Consider the following 16,837-nt stretch of genomic DNA (forward strand, 5'->3'; position numbering starts at 1 on the left):
GTCAGGCCTTCCCGATGAGGATGATGGCGACGACCAGGCCGTAGATGGCGATTCCCTCGGCGAGTCCGACGATCACCATGGCCCGGCCGAAGAGTTCGGGACGCTCGCTGAGCGCGGCCAGGGCCGCCGCTCCCGTGTAGGCGACGGCGATCGCGGCACCGATGGAGGCGCCGGCGACCGCGATGGCGGCGCCGATGAGAGCGGCGGAACCGGAGCCTGAGTCCTGTGCGGTGGTCGTGACGGTGTCGGCCCGCGCCGGATCACCGGTCAGGGCGACCAGCAGCAGGGCGAGACCTCCGGCGAACAGGGCCCCGTCGAGCGCGAGGAGGGGCCGCAGCGCGGTCGGCCTGCGGCGGCGCAGCAGTCGGCGGGTCAGGGCGAAGGCCGCGAGGAACGCGGGGAGGGCGACCAGCCAGGCGATCATGATGTCACCTCCGTGCGACGGGATGCGGGGGCGGGGGCGGGCCGGGGTGCGGGGGGTTCCGGCACCTCGGTGGGCACGTGCCAGGGCCGGAAGGGCCGGCCCTCCGCGTCGAAGACCCGGGAGAACAGCTCGTAGAACTCCAGGCGCAGCGCCTGTACGCCCGCCACCAGCGCCTCCAGGGCGAAGGCGAGCGCGTTGCCGAGGACCAGCACGAGGCCGGCCGCGACGAGGGCGGGCGGGCCGCCGGTCCTCGCGAGGGCTTCGGTGCCCTGCCAGACGATCGCGCCCAGCGCGGCGTGGGTGAGCCCGAACGCGGCGAGGCGGGCGAAGGAGACCGTGTTGGAGCCGATCCGGACGACGACGTCGAAGAGCTGGACGGCCGTCTGCAGGCCGCCCGAGAGACCGCCCCCCGTGGCGCCGTACAGTCCGGCGCCCGCCAGGAGCAGCCCGGCACCGGCGGTGGCCGCGCCCCCGGCGGTGAGCGCGGGCAGGTGGCGGGCGATGCCGGCGGCGAGCCCGGCGAGGCCGAGGAAGACGGCGGCGCCGGCGACACCGGACGACGCGTACAGGGCGCGGCCCGGTCCGCCCTCGCGCCAGCGGTTGACGGTGCCCGCGGCGTAGGCGAGGGCCAGCAGGACCGCGCCGAACGCGATCGCGGCGAGCAGCAGCGGGAGCGGCCGGTCGAGGGGGTTCAGCCACAGCACGGGCAGCACCCCGGTGGGCCCGAAGAACTCCCCGTAGGCGATGCCGGCGAGGGTGCTGGCGATGCCCGCACCGGCCAGGAAGGGCCAGGCCCGGCGCAGGGCGGGTCGGCCGCGGGGGCGCCCGGAGCGCAGCACGAGTGCGCCGAGGAGCAGCAGCAGGCCGTGACCGGCGTCGCCGAACATCATGCCGAACATGACGACGTAGGCGAGGCCCGCGGCGAACGTGGGGTCGACGTCGGCGTAGGGGACGGTGCCGTAGGTGCGCACCAGGGGTGCCAGGGAGCGCCGCACCGGGCCGGTGTCGGGCAGGAGGGTCGGCGGGTCGGTGCCGCGCGGGCTACGCAGCGGTACGACGGCGCCCCCGGCGTCGGCCAGCCGGCCGGCGAGGCGGGGTACGTCGGCGGCGGGGCACCAGCCGGCCAGGGCCGCGACGGGGCCGCGCCGCACGGCCGCCGCCCGGTACGCCTCCAGCTGGGCCTCGCCCGCGAGCAGATCGGTGCGGCCCCGGGCGGACAGCGCGTCGAGATCGGGTGGGGCGGCCGACAGCCGGGGGGCGGCCGGGGGCGTGGCCGATCCGCGCAGCCGGGCGGCGGCCGGGCCGGGGTCCCCGGCGGCGGCCCCGGCGGGGCGGTCCAGTTCGACGCAGCCGGCGTCGGCGACGCGTACCAGGACGTCCCGCAGGGCCGGCTCGGCGGCCATCACCGCCACCCGCCGCATCCGCGTCGGCACCAGCGTGTCAGCCCAGGAGTTCATCGAACGCCTCCACGGCCCGGCCCCCGTACGCGGCGCACTCCAGGGCGGCTCGGACCCGCCGGGCGTCGGTCGCCAGGACGGCGGCGGCGCCCACGACGGGGGCCGGGCCCGGGCTGGTGCCGCGCAGCAGGCGCTGCCCGTCCTGCTCCACCTCGCGCCACCAGCGGGCCTCGGCCCGCCACAGGTCCTCCGGCCGGTCGGACCCGCCCAGCGCCCAGCGGGCGTCGGCCGGGAGCCGGGCACGGTAGTCGCCGTAGGACACCGCGGACAGGGCGCCCCGGCCCAGCAGTACGGTCGCCTGCCGGGCGGCCTGGCCCTCCGGCCGGCGGCCGGCCAGGAAGGTCTCGCGGGCGACGAGCAGGGCGGCTCCACCGGTGGTCCAGCGGGCGGCGTGCGGGACGCCCGCGGCGGTCCGGGCGGCGGCCGACAGACGCATCGCGGCGACCACGGAGGCCGGGGCCTCGCCACCTGGGTCGCCCCACACGGAGGAGGCCAGCACGGCCCGCACCTCTGCCGGGGACGCGGTGCGCGCCAGGCGGGTCCAGGCGGTCGACAGCGCGCCCAGCCGGTACGGCGGCGGTTGCGGCACACCGGACAGGGCGCGCAGGTGCGAGCGCGTGTTCGCGATCTCGAACCCCGAGGCGAGCAGGCGCAGGGCGGCGGCACCGGCCCGCGGCTGCCAGCCGGCGAGGACCCGCAGTTGCCACACCAGGACGTCGGCGACGGTCCGCGGCCCCTCGTCCCGTTCCACGGGGTCGCGCCGGTAGGCGGTGCCCGCCAGTACATGCCACGCCTCGTCCCGGTCGGCCGCCGCGGCGACCCGGTGGGCGCGCCGGGGGCCGGCGCAGGTGGCCGTCATGGCTCTGGCCCGCGTCACCCCGGCGACCCATCCCGCGCCCATCACTCCTCCTCGCCGCGCTCGTCCGCCGCGCCCAGGCCCGCCGGGCGGGTGTGCGGGGACGCCGGGTTTTCGGGGGGCGAGGGCGCCGGGCCTCCGGAGGCTGGGGACGCCGGGCTACCGGAGGGCGGGGACGCCGGGCTACCGGAGGGCGAGGGCGCCGGGCTACCGGAGGCTGGGGACGCCGGGCCTCCGGAGGGCGGGGACGCCGGGCTACCGGAGGGCGAGGGCGCCGGGCTACCGGAGGCCGGGGACGCCGGGCCTCCGGAGGGCGGGGTGTCGCCGACCTGGCCGCCCGGGGTTCGGGCGTCCGCTCCCCCGGTCGACGGGGCGTGGCCCGGGTCGCGGTCGCCGTGGCCGGCGCTGTTCGGTGCCCGAGGTCCGGCGTCGGGCATCGGCCCGAGCGGACGACCGCGCTGCGCACCGCTCGGCTCCGCGCCGCGTGGGGGCGGGTCGCCGGTGAGCGGAGGTCTGGGCTCCGGGTGCGGGTCCGGGGGGCGGGAGTCCGGCCGTGGACCGGTGGCGGGTGGGCCGACGGAGTTCTGCGGAGGACCCGAGGCGGGTGGACCGGAGGAATCCTGCGGCGCACACGAGGCAGGTGGACCGGAGGAATCCTGCGGCGCACACGAGGCAGGTGGGCCAGAGGAATCCTGCGACGGACCCGAGGCAGGTGGGCCAGAGGAATCCTGCGACGGACCCGAGGCACCTGGGCCGGCGGAGTCCTGCGGCGGGCCCGTGGCGCGTGGGCCGGTGGCAGACGGGCCGGCTGGAGGTAGGGCCGACGGGGGCGCGCTGCCGTACGGCGGACGGGCAGGCGGAGCCGGGGCACCGGGCGGGGGCCCGGGGGGTGAGCCGGTGGCGGCGGTGGGCGGGCGGTCCGGGTCGGCCGCCGCGGTGATGTCCCGCAGGGCCGTGGCGACGAGTCGGGCGGCCACGGCCGGTGTGCGCTGCTCGGCCCGCTGCCGGAGCCGGGCCAGGGTGTCCTCGGCCGCTGCCTCGGTGCGGGCGGCCGCCTCCCGGGACCGCTCGGCCCACCGGGCGGCCGTCTCGGCCCTGATGCCGGGGGCGCGTGCACGGGCGGCCCGGACGACGGCGTCGGCCCGGGCGACCGCGGCGCGGCGGCGGGCGGTCGCCTCGCGCTCGGCGTCGGCGCGCAGGGCCGCGGCCCGGGCGACGGTGTCGTCCAGCAGGGCGAGCGGCGCCGCCAGTTCGGCCGCGAGTTCGGCGGTCCGGTCGGCGGGCACGCCGCCCGCCACCGCCGGGCCGGGTGCGCCGGCCGGGCGGAAACGGGCGAGGAAGACACGGAACCGGATCATGGTCACCTCCCGAGCCGGACGTGGCGTCCGATGCCGGGTCGCTTCGCTTCCACGCTACGAAGGGGGTGTCGCCCCTTCCAGGGGCCGACCCGACCCGCACAAGGGGCCGGGCGGCCCTGTCACCGGCGGGGTGTCGGCGCGATGGTGGCCTTGGGGACCCTGTCCACGCGCACCGTGGGGGGCTGCCATGAACGACCGGTACACACGGGAGAGCGCGACGGCCTCGGGCGAGGCGCGCCATACGGTGCCGACCCAGGCCGGCCGTCCGTCGGAGGAGTTCCGCCACGACCTCATGATCCGCTACTTGCAGGCCATGGCCTCGCGTTCGGCGGCGGCGAGGGGGCCGGAGGTCGTCGTCGAGAATCCGGACGCACGGCGGCCGGACCGGACCGAGCCGACGGGTGCGGTGGCGCGCCGCGTCCGTCATCCGCGTCGCCCCTCAGCCGTCCGTCGGCCGAACACCTCGGGCCGTCCGCCGAACACCTCGGGCCTCACCCATCGCCCCCACGACTCAGCGGGACCTCTCGACGAGGAACGCCGCACTGTCTGCCAGCGTGGTGAGCCGGGGGTAGTCGTCCTCGTCGATCCGCACCCCGGTGCGCTCCGACAGGACCTCCACCAGCGTCAGGAAGTCGAGCGAGTCCAGTTCGAGCACGTCGCGGAACCGGTCGTCGGGTCCGACGCGGGTGAAGTCGGCGTCCGGGACGATCCCGGTGATGGCCTCCTCCACGAGGTGGCGGGCCTCGGCACTGGTCAGTGACGTCATCCGGATCACAACTCCTCTGGTTCCTGCAGCAGACGGTCCACGGCCGTGAGGTAGCGCGCCCCCACGGCGCCGTCGCTGGCGCGGTGGTCGGCGGACAGGGTCACGGTGACCACCGGGTGTACCCCGAGCATCCCGCCCACGGCCCAGGGCCGCTCGACGACCGCGCCGAAGCCGACCAGGGCGACCTGGGGCGGGTGGATCACGCCGAACACCGACTCCACGCCCTGTTCCCCGAGACTGGTCACGGTGAGCGTGGCGCCTGCGACCTCGCTGCCGCGCAACCGTCCCTGGCGGGCCCGCCGCACCAGGTCCTTCAGGGCCGCCATGACGGCTTCGGGCGCGAGGGTGTCCGCCTCGTGGATCACCGGAGTGAGCAGGCCGCCGTCGCGCAGCGACACCGCGAAACCCAGGTGCACGCCGGGCCCGGGGACGAAGTGACCGTCCTGCCAGAAGCCGTTGAGCTGCGGCACGGCGCGAGCCGCGCGCGCCGCCGCCTTGAGCAGCAGGGCGGCGGACACGACGCGGTCGGAGGGCGGACGGCCCCTGTTGCGCCGGTGCAGCCACTCCTCGGCCGCCGCCAGGTCGACCGTGGTCGACAGGTAGTAGTGCGGGATCTCCCGCTTGGACCGGCTCATCAGCTCACCGATGGCCCGGCGCATGGTGGCCGTGTGCTCGTCGCGCCGGTCGTCGTCCTGCCGGCGCGGGACCGCTGCGGGCTCGGCCCCGCCGTGGCGCGGCGCCGTAGCCGGCTCGGGTGCCGTCCGGGCCGCCGCGTGGACGTCCGCCGCGCGCACGGCCGAGCCGTGTCCCGTCCCGCGCAGCGTCGTGAGGTCGACGCCGAGGGTGTGGGCCAGGCGCCGGGCGTACGGGGTGGCTCGCACGGTCGGGGGTGCGACCGGTGCCGCCCGCTCGACATCGGCCCGGGTGATCCGGCCGCCGCGCCCGGTGCCGTGGACGGCCCCGAGGTCGACGCCGCGCTCCTCGGCGAGATGCCGTACGAGCGGCCCGGCGCCCGTGCCGGACCCGCCGCCGGGCGACCCGGCAGCCGCGTGCCCGGCCGGTTGCCCTCCGGTCCGTGCCGCGTCAGTGACCTCTTCCCCCTCGGGCGGCCCGGCGGACGGGGCGGGTCGCGCGGGCTCGCCCGCCTGCGCCGCGTCCCCCACGGGTTCCCCGCCCTCGGCGGGACGGGCCGCGGCCGGCGGCCCGGGGGCCGCCGCACGGCCCGCGGTCCCCGCGCGCCGTGTCCCGGCGCCGGTGCCGACGGCACCGGCCGGGCTCGCGCCCTCCGTGGCTGCCGCAGCCCGCGCGGTGTCCGGGACCTCGGCGGTCCTCGCCACCCGCGCGGTCTCCGGCGGCCGCGGCGGCGCCTCGCCGGGACCGCCCGCGGCCGCGGGCGTGCCGGTGAGGGCGGTCCGGCTCCCCGACGGCTCGGAGGCGGCGGCACGGGGCCGGTCGCGGCGGCGGGCGCCCGTCGGGTGCGGGGCGCCGGTGTCGCCGGCCGTCGGCGCCCCGGTGGCGGAGCCGCTCCCCGCCCCATGGGTCTCGATCTCCGCGAGCACCGTCCCCACCGGCACCCGCGTCCCCGGTCGGACCAGCAGCCGGCCCACCGTCCCGGAGTGGAAGCACTCGACCTCGATCGCGGCCTTGTCGGTCTCCACGACCGCCACCACGTCGCCCTTGGCCACCTGGTCCCCCGGAGCGACGAGCCATTCCAGGAGCAGTCCCTCGTCCATGTCTGCGCCGAGCGAGGGCATGGTGAACTCGGCCATGTCAGCCCGCCTCCCCCGCCTCCCGCGGGCGCCGCGCGTCCGCCGTGTAGGGCGGTGGTCCGACCGCCCGGCGGGCCGCGGCGGCGATGCCGGCGGCCTGGGGCAGCGCGGCCTCCTCCAGCCTCCGGGCGTACGGCACGGGCACCTCGGCGCTGCACACGCGTTCGACGGGGGCGTCGAGGTCGTAGAAGCAGTGCTCGGTCAGGCGCGCGGAGATCTCGGCGGACAGGCTGCCGCTGCGCCAGCCCTCGTCGACGACGACCGCCCGGTGGGTGCGCGAGACGGACTCCGTGATCGTGGCGTCGTCGAGCGGGCGCAGGGTCCGCAGGTCGACGACCTCCGCGCTGATGCCGGCGTCCGCCAGCTCCCCGGCCGCGGCCAGCGTCTTGGGCAGCGAGCCACCGTAGGTGATCAGGGAGACGTCGGTGCCCGGCCGGCGGATCGCCGCACGGTCCAGGTCCGCCGGGCCCGCGTCGGCGGGCAGGTCGCCGGAGACGTTGAGCAGTACGGCGTGTTCGAAGATCAGCACGGGGTCGGGGTCGGCGAGTGCGGACGCGAGCATGCGGCGGGCGTCGCCGACGGTCGCCGGCGCCAGGACCCGCAGACCGGGGATGTGCGCGTACCAGCCCTCCAGACTGTGCGAGTGCTGGGCGGCGAGCTGCCGTCCGGCGCCGGTGGTCATGCGGATGACGAGGGGGACGGCCAGCTGGCCGCCGGACATGTGCAGGAGGGTCGCCGCGTTGTTGAGGATCTGGTCGAGGGCGAGGAGGCTGAAGTTGACGGTCATGATCTCCACGACGGGCCGCATCCCGGCGAGGGCCGCTCCGATCCCGGCGCCGACGAACGCGGACTCCGACAGCGGGGTGTCGCGCACGCGTTCGGGGCCGAACTCCTCCAGCAGGCCGAGGCTGACGCCGAAACAGCCGCCGTACCGGCCGACGTCCTCGCCCATCAGGAAGACGCGCTCGTCGGTGCGCAGCGCTTCGCGCAGGGCCTCGCGCAGCGCCTCCCGGTAGGTGGTCCGTGCCGGGGCCCGACCGGTGGCCCGTTCCCCGCTGCGGTCCGCGGTGGGGCTCGCGGTGTGCGCGGCCATGGTCAGCTCACCTCCGCGGGGGCGCTGGTGACGTGGCGCAGCAGGTCCTCGACCGGTTCCTCCGGGGCCCGCTCCGCGCTGTCGACGGCGGCGTCGATCTCGTCCGCCGTCCGCTCCTCCAGAGCGGCGAGTGCCTCGTCGGTGAGTTCTCCGCGCTCTTCGAGGCCGCGGACGAGGAGGTCGACGGGGTCGCGTTCCTTCCAGCGTTCGATCTCGCCCTTCTCACGGTAGCGGTCGGGGTCGTACATGGAATGGGCACGGAACCGGTAGGTGCGCATCTCCAGGAAGTGCGGGCCGGCGCCGGCGCGAACGCTCTCGGCGGCGCGGCGGGCGGCGTCCTCGACGGCGCGGACGTCCATGCCGTCGACCGCCCAGGAGACCATGCCGTAGGAGGCCGCCCGCAGTGCCAGGTCGGTCGCGGCCTCGTGGCGGTCGAGGGCGGTGCCCATGGCGTACAGGTTGTTCTCGCAGACCAGCAGCAGGGGCAGCCCCCACAGCGCGGCCAGGTTCGCGGTCTCGTGGAACTCGCCCTCCGCGAAGGCGCCGTCGCCGAACAGACAGCAGGTGACACGGTTCCGGCCGGTCATGCGGTCGGCGAGGGCCAGGCCGGCGGCGAGCGGCAGTCCGCCCGCGACGATGGCGTTGCCGCCGTAGAAGCGGCGGCCCGCGTCGAAGAGGTGCATGGAGCCGCCGCGGCCCCGGCTGCAGCCGGTGACCTTGCCGAACATCTCCGCCATGATCGCGTCGGCGGGCACGCCGCGGGCCAGCGCGTGTCCGTGTTCCCGGTAGGTCGACACCACCGCGTCGTCGGCGGTGAGGGCCTCGTTGACGCCGACGGCGACGGCCTCCTCCCCGATGCACAGATGCATGAAGCCGCGGATGCGGGCGGCGCTGTACAGCTCCACGCAGCGCTCCTCGAAACGGCGGATGCGCAGCATCGAGGCGAGCAGGTCGAGCCGGTGCCGTTCCTGCGGGCGGGCACGCTTCCTGGCGGTCATGACGGCCCCTCCGTCGACTCCAGGGTGGACAGGTCGCCCTCGGGCAGGCCGAGTTCCCGGGCGCGCAGCAGCCGGCGCATGACCTTGCCGCTGCGGGTGTGCGGCAGGTGCTGGTCGAAGGCGATCTCGCGGGGGGCCACGGCGGGTCCGAGCCGGCGTCGGGCGAAGGCCAGCAGTTCGCGCCGGGTGCCGTCGGTGGGCGCGGCACCGGGGCGCAGGGTCACGAACGCCTTGACCACGTTCCCGGCGACGGGGTCGGGGCGGCCGATGACACCGGCCTCGGCGACCGCCGGGTGTTCCATCAGCGCGCTCTCCACCTCGAAGGGGCCGATGAGGTGTCCGGCGGACTTGATGACGTCGTCGGCCCGGCCGACGAACCAGTACCAGCCGTCGGCGTCGCGCCGCACCAGGTCGCCGGTGAGGTACCAGCCCCCGGCGAAGGCGGCCGCGGTGCGGTCCTCGTCGTGGAGGTAGCCGCGGAACATGGACGGCCAGCCGGGGCGCAGCGCGAGTTCCCCCTCGACGCCGGGCTCGCGCAGCTCGGTGACGCGGCCGTCGACGACCTCGGCGCGGCCGTCCTCGCCGCGCCGCAGCACGGTCGCCTCGACGCCGGGCAGCGGGCGGCCCATGGAGCCGGGCCGGACGGGACAGGCCGCGAAGTTGGCGATCATGATCGCTCCGGTCTCGGTCTGCCACCAGTTGTCGTGCACCGGCAGCCCGAGCACGTCCCGTCCCCACAGCACGGCCTCGGGGTTGAGGGGTTCCCCGACCGAGGCGATGAAGCGCAGGGCGCGGAGGTCGTAGGAGGCGGGCAGGTCGTACGGGCCCGTCCGGGGCGTGGTGCGCATCAGCATGCGCAGCGCGGTCGGGGCGGTGTACCAGACGGTGACGTGCTGCTCGGCCAGGATGCGGTACCAGCGGCGCGCGTCGTAGTCGCCCTCGTCTACGACGACGGTGACGCCGTGCATCAGGGGGGCGACGACGCCGTACGACATGCCGGTGACCCAGCCCGGGTCGGCGGTGCACCAGTACACGTCGCCGCGGTGCAGGTCGAGGGCGTACAGCGCGGTGGCGTAGTGGGCGACGGCGGCCTCGTGGACGTGGACGGCACCCTTGGGGGTGCCGGTGGTGCCGCTGGTGAAGTGCAGCAGCGCCATGTCCTCGGGTGCGGTGGCCGGGATGGTGAACGCGTCCGGCGCCCGCGCGGTCAGCTCGTCGAGGCAGAGCGTGCCGGGGAGAGCGTCCGCGCCGTCGCCCACGATCAGCACGTGCTCCAGGGACGGCAGCCGGTCACGCTGTCCGGCGACCTTCCTGCGGTACAGGTCCGCTGTGGTGACCAGGACCCGGGCGTCGCTCAGCCGCAGCCGCTGGGCCACCGGGTCGGGGCCGAAGGCGGAGAAGAGCGGGCACAGGACGCTGGTGTTCTTCAGGGTGCCGAGGACCACCGTGTACAGCTCCGGGCAGCGGCCCAGCAGGGTCACCACCCGGTCGCCGCGGCCGGCGCCGAGGGTGCGCAGCACGTGGGCGAACCGGGAGGCGGTAGCGGCCAGCTCTCCGTAGGTGACGGTGGTGACGGTGTCGTCGCGGGCCACGCAGCGCAGCGCGACCGCGTCGCCGCGGCCGGCCGCGACATGCCGGTCCACGGCCTCGTGTGCGATGTTCAGTCCTCGCCCGCCGGGCAGTCCGGCCAGTTCGGCGCGGGCCTCGGACCACGAGAAACCGGTGTACGTCCTGTCGTAGTCGGCCAGGTTGGGCGGCACCTGCGGCGGAGTGTCCTTGTGGATCGTCTCCCAGGGCATACGAGCCCCCTTCCCTGCGGACCGTTTCCCGCGGTCCTCTTCCGACCATGCGCCGGGGCCGCCTCGGCCGCACTGGGCCGAACGGCCCGGGGGCCGCGCCGGGCGGCACCGCGCAGACGCGACGGACGGACACGGTCCCGGGAGCCGGCCGGACCGGGTACGCCCGTCGGCGGGTGCCGTCCGTTCTCTGTGCCGTCCGCGCTCTGTGCCGTCCGCTCCTCCGGCGCGACGGCGGTCGGCGGACGAGGCCGGCGTGTTACGACGCACCGGACTGAACCGCGTACCGGGGGCCGCCGGGACCGGCGCAGCGGAGCGCGGCCGGGAGGGGTCGCACCCGGCCGCGCGTACGTGGTGCGGCATCCGTGCACCACGGTGCTAGGCGAGCCGCACCGGGATGGTCCTGGCTCCTTCCTCCTTCTGCGGCACCGGTACGGTGATGGTCAGGACACCGCCCTCGTACTCGGCGGTGGCCTCGTCGGCCTTGGCTCCGGCGGGCAGCCGCACGGACCGGGTGAACGTGCCGTACCGGAACTCGGTGCGGTGCTTGTCCTTCGTCTCCTCGGTCCGCTCGGCCCGCAGGGTGAGCAGGCCTTCGTCGACGGTGACCTCGACGTCCTTCGCCGGGTCCAGGCCCGGGAGTTCGGCGCGCAGGACGTAGGCGCCGTCGGTCAGTTGCTCCTCGATCCGGATGGCGTGCGTCCCCGGCACCGTGTGTGCCAGGGGGAGTCCGCCCTCGACCCAGCCGAACAGGTCGGGCAGGCTCGGCCAGCCGGGCAGCCGCTCCGTCATCGCGCTCATGGGGCACCTCCTCCGCCTCTTCCACTTCCAGGGTCCCGCCGCCGGCCGCGGCGGGCGTGAGCCGTCCGGGCCCCGGGAAAGGACCACCGGCCGCTTGCTTCCCCGGCCCCGCGTCAGCCCCACATCTTCTTGCGCCAGCGCGGTCCGACCTGCGCCCACTCCGTCTCCCAGGCCCGCATCCGTCGGCGGTCCAACGGGCGCCGGGCGAGGCGGGAGCCCAGCAGGACGCCGGTCGCGGTGCCCAGTGCGGCCAGTGTGCCCGTGATCGCCGACTGGAGTTCGGCCGCCGAGGCGGTGAGGGGCTCGGCGACCAGCCGGCCCGAGCCGTCGGTCCACGTGGTGACCTTGCCGCCGGTCTCGCCGCCGGGCTCGACCTTGGCCCGGCCGGTGTGGGTGGCCCCGTCGGCGTCGGTCCAGCGCACCTGCGCCCAGACCAGGCCGTCGCCGACGCCGTCGTCTGCCGCGGGCGGGGCCTTCGGGGCGTCGGCGGTGAGGACGGCGGTCACCTGGTGCACGGCCGCGCGGTGCGCGTCGAGGAGGTGCTGCGTCCCGGTCCCCGCCGACACACCGGCGAGAACTCCGCCGGCCAGGGCCAGGATCCAGGCGCTCAGGATGATCCACGCCTCCACGCGGTCGCTGAGGCGGCGCAGCGGATTGGCCCGCCAGCGCCAGAGCCACCGCCGCCCGGTCCCGCGTCCCCGTCCCGTCCTCGCCATCGCCGACACCTCCCGCCGGGGTGACCTGCTCACCGGCCGATACGGGTCATCCCCGGGCCCCGCTGCCGTAGGGGGCGTACAGGTCGAGCAGCCGGGTGCGGGCCGCCTGCAGCCGGCGGACCACGGCCTCGCCGGCCCACTGCGCGACGACCTGGCCGAGTTCGGCATCGTCCTCGCACAGGTGGCGCACGGCCGCCGCGTCGAACTCGAAGGCACGCACCGGGCCCACGGTCCGGGCGCTGAAGCGCCGCCGGTACGGCGGGAACCGCGCGGACCAGCCGAGGAGTTCACCGCTGCCGAGGGTGTCGATCACGGCCGGCTGGGCACCGGGCACCCGCATCTCCAGGGCGACGGTGCCGGACTCTATGATCCACAGCCGGTCGGCGGGGCCGCCCTCCGCGAAGAGCCGGATGCCGCCCGGGTAGCGGACCTCGTGCGCCAGGGACATCAGCCGGCCCCGGTACTCGGCGGGCAGCGTCCTGGTCGGGCGGGGTGTGGTCAGGGTGGTCATGGGGGGCCTCCTCGATGCCGGCGCGCCGGCAGAGGTCGCGATGATCGGTGCCGAACACCTCCTGCTCCCAGCGTCGGCCACGAACGCCCCCGCCGCATGGGCCGACCGGCCCCTTGCAGCGGCCCGGTCGGCCGGTCCCGCCCGCATCGCCCCGCGGGCCGCCGTCGGCCGGGGCGTCCGCCGTGAGCCGCGCCCGGCCGGGCCGCCGCGAGACTAGGAGTGTGCCGAGCCGGTCCCCCGCACGGGCGGAACGCGCTCCGCCGCTCCACGCCCCCGCGCACGCGGCCCGCGACACCCGCCCCGACCACGCGCGTCCGAACCCGCCCCGCACCACGTCCCCGTGCCGGCTCCCCCCCCCGCCCCCGGGGAGCCGCCCGGGCGCGCTTGCCGACGCCCGCCGCGCCCGCCCCGCCCCGCCCGCGGACGGCCTCGGCGGCACCGGTCGCCCGGGCACGGGAGCCGTCAGACGGTGAGCGGCAGTCCCGTCGCCGTCCGGACGGTGAGGACGTCGCGGACGGGTCGGCGCGGGGTGCGGCGGACCGTGTTGACGTAGCCGAGGCGCAGGATCACCTGGGGGTGGCCGCCGCCGAACACGGAGCGGCGGACCCGGCGGCGCAGGTCCGGCAGTTCCAGCGGCTGGGTGTGGAAGGCGGCGGCGACGCCGGCCGCGGCGGCGTGCAGCAGCATCCGCTGCAGGCCCTGGCCGGTGCGCACCCAGTCGGTGCGCTGGTCGTGCCGCGTGTCCAGCAGGACGACCAGGCCCAGGGAGGGCCGCAGGGTGCGCTGGGCGGGGCCGCCGTCGTGGCCGCGCCGGGTGTGGGCGGCGTAGTCGCGCCCGGCGAAGGCGGTGGTGTCGGGGTTGCGCGGGTAGGCGTGGGCGGGGATGCCGTCGGCTCGCCCGCTGCCGGCGCGCGGCGTCCACTCGGCGAGTTCGCGGCCGCAGTCGGGCAGCGCCCGCCGGGTGGACTCGGCCTCGCGGATCAGCAGGGCGAGGTGGCGCAGGTCCTCCCGGCCGGAGACGGTGTACAGCCCGGCGCCCTCCACTCCGGCGTGCCGGCGCAGCTGCTCGATGAGGCGGGCGGACAGCGGGTCGGGGCGGAACGGGCCGCGATGGGTGTGCCGCTGCGGCAGCGCGGCGAACAACCGCTCCTCCTCGGCGCTGGGCGGCGCGTACGGCCCCCAGTGGACGGTGGCCACGTGCCAGGGCCGCGCGGGGTCCGGGAACAGCGCGACGCGGGGCAGGAAGCCGAGGTGGCGCACGGCCAGCCGTACGTTGTACAGCGCGGCGCCGCAGCTGATCAGCGTCTCCCGCCCGTCCGGGTCGGAGGCGGTCAGCATGCGGGTCGGGTCGGCGTGCAGGTGCAGTTCGCCGTCCCGGGCGACGAAGCGCCAGGGCTGGGCGTTGCAGTGCGAGGGCGCGGTGACGGCCGCGCGGACGAGGTAGTGGGCCGCGTGATCGGGCAGCAGGTGAGACCCCCCGGGCATCGCTGGTACCGCCGTTTCAGTCATCCGTCCGTCCCTTCCGGTCTTCCTCCCCCCATCACAGGCGCCGGCGGGGCCGGCCGGTAGGGCCGTTGGGGCGTGCCGTGCGGCTCACGTGGGGCACGGACGGCGGCCGGGGGCGCGGGCGGGGTCCAACGGCCCTGGCACGGGCGGGAGCCGGGGGGCGGTCGGCCCCCGCGGGGTGCGCCGCTCGGCCCATGCCCCGGCGGTGCCGGGCACGGCACAGTGGTGGCGAGCCCGTGAGACCGGCGGCACGGGGCGCGTCCCTCATCTGCGCCCTGACGCCGCTCGCGGTCCTCGCCTCGGGTCTGGCAGGCGGATGCCCGATGCGGGGTCGCGGGTCTCACGGGCCGGTGCCGGTGTGGGGACCGGCATCTGCCGCCCAGGCGGCTCCTCGGAGGGGGCGGACCAGGTCACCCGCCCCCGTGCCGGGCCCGTGGCAGGCCGGCGACGTCGGAACGGACGTCAGCGGACACCGCCGCCCCACGGGCCCGGCGCTCCGGTTCCTCCCCTTCCTGTCCTTCCGGGCTCCCGCGTTCCGCGCGGCACCGACGACAATGGGAGGAGGAGTGCGGGCCGGCCCAGGGAGGTGCCCGGGAGTCATGGTCGTCAGGGTCGCGCTGGCCGGGGACACGATGCTGGGGCGCGGCGTCGCGGAGGCGCTGCGGCACAGCCGGCCCGGCCCGTTGTTCTCCCCCGCGGTCCACACCGCCGTCCGGGACGCGGACCTGTTCCTGGTCAACCTGGAGTGCTGCGTGTCGGACCGGGGTGCCCCGGTCGACGTGCCGGGCAAGCCGTTCTTCTTCCGCGCCCCGCCCCGCGCGGCCGACGTCCTGGCGGGCCTCGGCGTGGACGCCGTGTCGCTGGCCAACAACCACGCCCTCGACTACGGTCCCGACGCCCTGCTGGACACCCGGGCCGAGCTGGCCCGGGCCGGCGTGCGGTCGGTCGGGGCGGGGGCGGACGCGGCGGCGGCCAGGGCGCCGCTGGTGGTGACGGCCGGCGGGCTGCGGCTCGGGATCCTCGCGCTCACCGACCACCCCGCCGAATTCGCGGCCGGACCGGACCGGCCCGGGGTGGCGTACGCGAACCTCTGGGACGAGGACGTGCCCGAGTGGGCGGTCCGGGCGCTGGGGGACCTCGCCGGAGCCGGCTCCGTGGACCTGGTCGTCGTCACGGTCCACTGGGGGCCGAACATGACCGCCCGTCCCGTGCCCCACGTCCGGCGGGCCGCCTCGGCGCTCACCGCCGCCGGCGCGGACCTGGTGGTGGGGCACTCCGCCCACGTCTTCCACGGCTTCACCCGCCCCGTCCTGTTCGACCTGGGCGACTTCGTCGACGACTACGCCGTCCATCCGAGCCTGCGCAACGATCTCGGCCTGCTGTGGTTCGTCACCCTCGGCGGGGACGGTCCGCTGCGTACCGAGGCGGTCCCCATCGCCCTGGACTACTGCCACACCCGCCTGGCGAACCGGGACGAGTACGCGTGGATCGCCGACCGTCTCACCCGGCTCTGCGCCGAGTCGGGCACGGCCGTCACCGACGAGGGCGACCGCCTTTCGGCGGACTGGCCGCCCCCGCCCCGGGCCACCGCGTGACCGGCGGGCCAGGCGGGTCCGGCGCCACGTCACGGTCACCGGCACCCGCTCCGGCGGCCGGCCCGCGAGCCCACCCGGCCCGGCACCGTGCGCCGGCCACGGTCACGGCTACCGCCACCGCCGCGGCCGCGACGGCGAGGCGCGCACCCGGCCACCCGTGCACCGGCGGGAATCCGTTCGGCCCCGGTGCGGGGCCGGGCGGGCCCTGTCCGGGGGTGGGGGTCGGGCGGGACACTACGGGGAGGAGCCCGTGTCCGGGCGGGTGGAGCTGTGATGCGGGGAGGTGGCGGCCGTGCCGCGCCCGATCGTCGTAGGAGTGGACGGCTCGCACGAGAGCCTGGCCGCCGCCGACTGGGCGGCCCGGGAGGCGCTGCGGCGCGGGCTGCCGCTGCGCCTGCTGTACGCGGACGAGGAGCTGGGCACCGGCTCCGGTCCGCCGGAGTCCGACGCCTCGCGGTACTGGGCGGACAAGGTGCTGCGGGCGGCGGCGGACCGGATCGAGGAGTGCCTGCCGCAGGTGCCGCTGAGCACCGAGCGGGTCGCCCGTCCGGCCGCCGAGGCGCTGGTCGCGGCGGGGTCGCGGGCGGAGCTGCTGGTGGTGGGCAGCAGGGCGTTCGGCGGGATCGGCGGGTTCATGGCCGGGTCGGTCGCGTCGGCCACGGTCGCGCGCGCCGACCGGCCCGTGGTCCTCGTGCGCGCCGACCGGCCGCCGGTCGACGGCCCCGGTGTCCCGGACGTCTCGGACCCGGGTGTCGGCCGCCCGGTCGTGGTCGGCGTGGACGCGGAGCAGCCCTGCGAGGAGGTGCCGGCGTTCGCCTTCGACGCGGCGGCGCGGCGGGGCTCGCAGCTGTGGGTGGTGGCCGGCTGGCAGCTTCCGCTCGCCGTGCGCCCGGCCCCGGAGGCGGTGACGGCGGCTCAGCAGCAGGACACCGAGCGGGCGGTGGCCCGGATCCTCGACCCGTGGCGGGCACAGTACCCGGCTGTGGTGGTGCGGGTGCTGGTCGTCCAGGGGCACCCCGCGCAGGAGTTGCTGCGCACGTCGCGGGAGGCGGCCCTGCTGGTCGTGGGCCGCCGGATCCGCGCACCTCGCCTGCTCCCGCACACCGGCCCCGTGACCCACGCGATGATCCATCACGCCCGCTGCCCGGTGGCGGTCGTCCCGCACCGCTGACCGGTACGGGTGCCGCCGCC

Annotated in this window: 14 protein-coding genes; 2 read left to right on the top strand and 12 right to left on the bottom strand. The window is 77.1% G+C overall.

Annotated features, from left to right (window positions below; translation table 11 throughout):
• Position 1: 1 nt before the first annotated feature.
• The 12 genes from AC3ET3_RS09030 to AC3ET3_RS09085 form a co-directional block, all read right to left on the bottom strand.
• Entirely contained in the window at positions 2 to 424 is a 423-nt protein-coding gene (locus tag AC3ET3_RS09030) for an ATP synthase subunit C (protein ID WP_432138400.1), read from the bottom strand.
• The gene (locus tag AC3ET3_RS09035) at positions 421 to 1,881 is read right to left on the bottom strand and encodes a V-type ATPase 116kDa subunit family protein (RefSeq protein ID WP_432138399.1); all 1,461 of its coding nucleotides are present in this window, start codon (positions 1,879 to 1,881) and stop codon (positions 421 to 423) included. The genes AC3ET3_RS09030 and AC3ET3_RS09035 overlap by 4 nt, the downstream gene beginning before the upstream one ends.
• Positions 1,865 to 2,782 carry a hypothetical protein gene (locus AC3ET3_RS09040; RefSeq protein ID WP_432138398.1) on the bottom strand — a complete coding sequence of 306 codons (918 nt, stop codon included), beginning with the start codon at positions 2,780 to 2,782 and terminating at the stop codon, positions 1,865 to 1,867. Before AC3ET3_RS09040 ends, AC3ET3_RS09035 begins: the two co-directional genes overlap by 17 nt.
• A 1,824-nt stretch (positions 2,783 to 4,606) precedes the next feature.
• The gene (locus AC3ET3_RS09045; RefSeq protein ID WP_432138396.1) at positions 4,607 to 4,861 is read right to left on the bottom strand and encodes an acyl carrier protein; all 255 of its coding nucleotides are present in this window, start codon (positions 4,859 to 4,861) and stop codon (positions 4,607 to 4,609) included.
• 5 nt (positions 4,862 to 4,866) lie between these two features.
• The gene (locus AC3ET3_RS09050; protein ID WP_432157713.1) at positions 4,867 to 6,630 is read right to left on the bottom strand and encodes a dihydrolipoamide acetyltransferase family protein; all 1,764 of its coding nucleotides are present in this window, start codon (positions 6,628 to 6,630) and stop codon (positions 4,867 to 4,869) included.
• Between the two features lies 1 nt (position 6,631).
• Positions 6,632 to 7,723 (bottom strand): alpha-ketoacid dehydrogenase subunit beta, encoded by a 1,092-nt coding sequence (locus AC3ET3_RS09055; RefSeq protein ID WP_432138394.1) that lies wholly within the window; start codon positions 7,721 to 7,723, stop codon positions 6,632 to 6,634.
• A gap of 2 nt (positions 7,724 to 7,725) precedes the next feature.
• Positions 7,726 to 8,721, bottom strand: a complete 996-nt coding sequence (gene pdhA / locus AC3ET3_RS09060) for a pyruvate dehydrogenase (acetyl-transferring) E1 component subunit alpha (protein ID WP_432138393.1) — start codon at positions 8,719 to 8,721, stop codon at positions 7,726 to 7,728.
• Positions 8,718 to 10,520 carry an acetate--CoA ligase gene (gene acsA / locus AC3ET3_RS09065; protein ID WP_432157712.1) on the bottom strand — a complete coding sequence of 601 codons (1,803 nt, stop codon included), beginning with the start codon at positions 10,518 to 10,520 and terminating at the stop codon, positions 8,718 to 8,720. The genes pdhA and acsA overlap by 4 nt, the downstream gene beginning before the upstream one ends.
• 375 nt (positions 10,521 to 10,895) lie before the next feature.
• Positions 10,896 to 11,318, bottom strand: a complete 423-nt coding sequence (locus tag AC3ET3_RS09070; protein ID WP_432138391.1) for an Hsp20/alpha crystallin family protein — start codon at positions 11,316 to 11,318, stop codon at positions 10,896 to 10,898.
• Between the two features lie 113 nt (positions 11,319 to 11,431).
• Positions 11,432 to 12,034, bottom strand: a complete 603-nt coding sequence (locus AC3ET3_RS09075; protein ID WP_435611940.1) for an Rv1733c family protein — start codon at positions 12,032 to 12,034, stop codon at positions 11,432 to 11,434.
• A gap of 46 nt (positions 12,035 to 12,080) precedes the next feature.
• Complete coding sequence (locus AC3ET3_RS09080) at positions 12,081 to 12,545, bottom strand: cyclic nucleotide-binding domain-containing protein (RefSeq protein ID WP_435611941.1); 465 nt, start codon at positions 12,543 to 12,545, stop codon at positions 12,081 to 12,083.
• 462 nt (positions 12,546 to 13,007) lie between these two features.
• The gene (locus AC3ET3_RS09085; RefSeq protein WP_435611942.1) at positions 13,008 to 14,054 is read right to left on the bottom strand and encodes an Acg family FMN-binding oxidoreductase; all 1,047 of its coding nucleotides are present in this window, start codon (positions 14,052 to 14,054) and stop codon (positions 13,008 to 13,010) included.
• A 596-nt stretch (positions 14,055 to 14,650) separates the two neighbouring features.
• On the opposite strand from AC3ET3_RS09085, the gene AC3ET3_RS09090 reads away from it, so the two are divergent.
• Together AC3ET3_RS09090 and AC3ET3_RS09095 are read left to right on the top strand one after the other, a co-directional pair.
• Complete coding sequence (locus AC3ET3_RS09090; RefSeq protein WP_432138387.1) at positions 14,651 to 15,646, top strand: CapA family protein; 996 nt, start codon at positions 14,651 to 14,653, stop codon at positions 15,644 to 15,646.
• 292 nt (positions 15,647 to 15,938) lie between these two features.
• On the top strand, positions 15,939 to 16,817 hold the full coding sequence (locus AC3ET3_RS09095) for a universal stress protein (RefSeq protein WP_432157709.1): 879 nt from the start codon (positions 15,939 to 15,941) through the stop codon (positions 16,815 to 16,817).
• The last annotated feature ends 20 nt before the right edge of the window (positions 16,818 to 16,837 follow it).

This window comes from Streptomyces sp. bgisy159 (assembly GCF_057707805.1).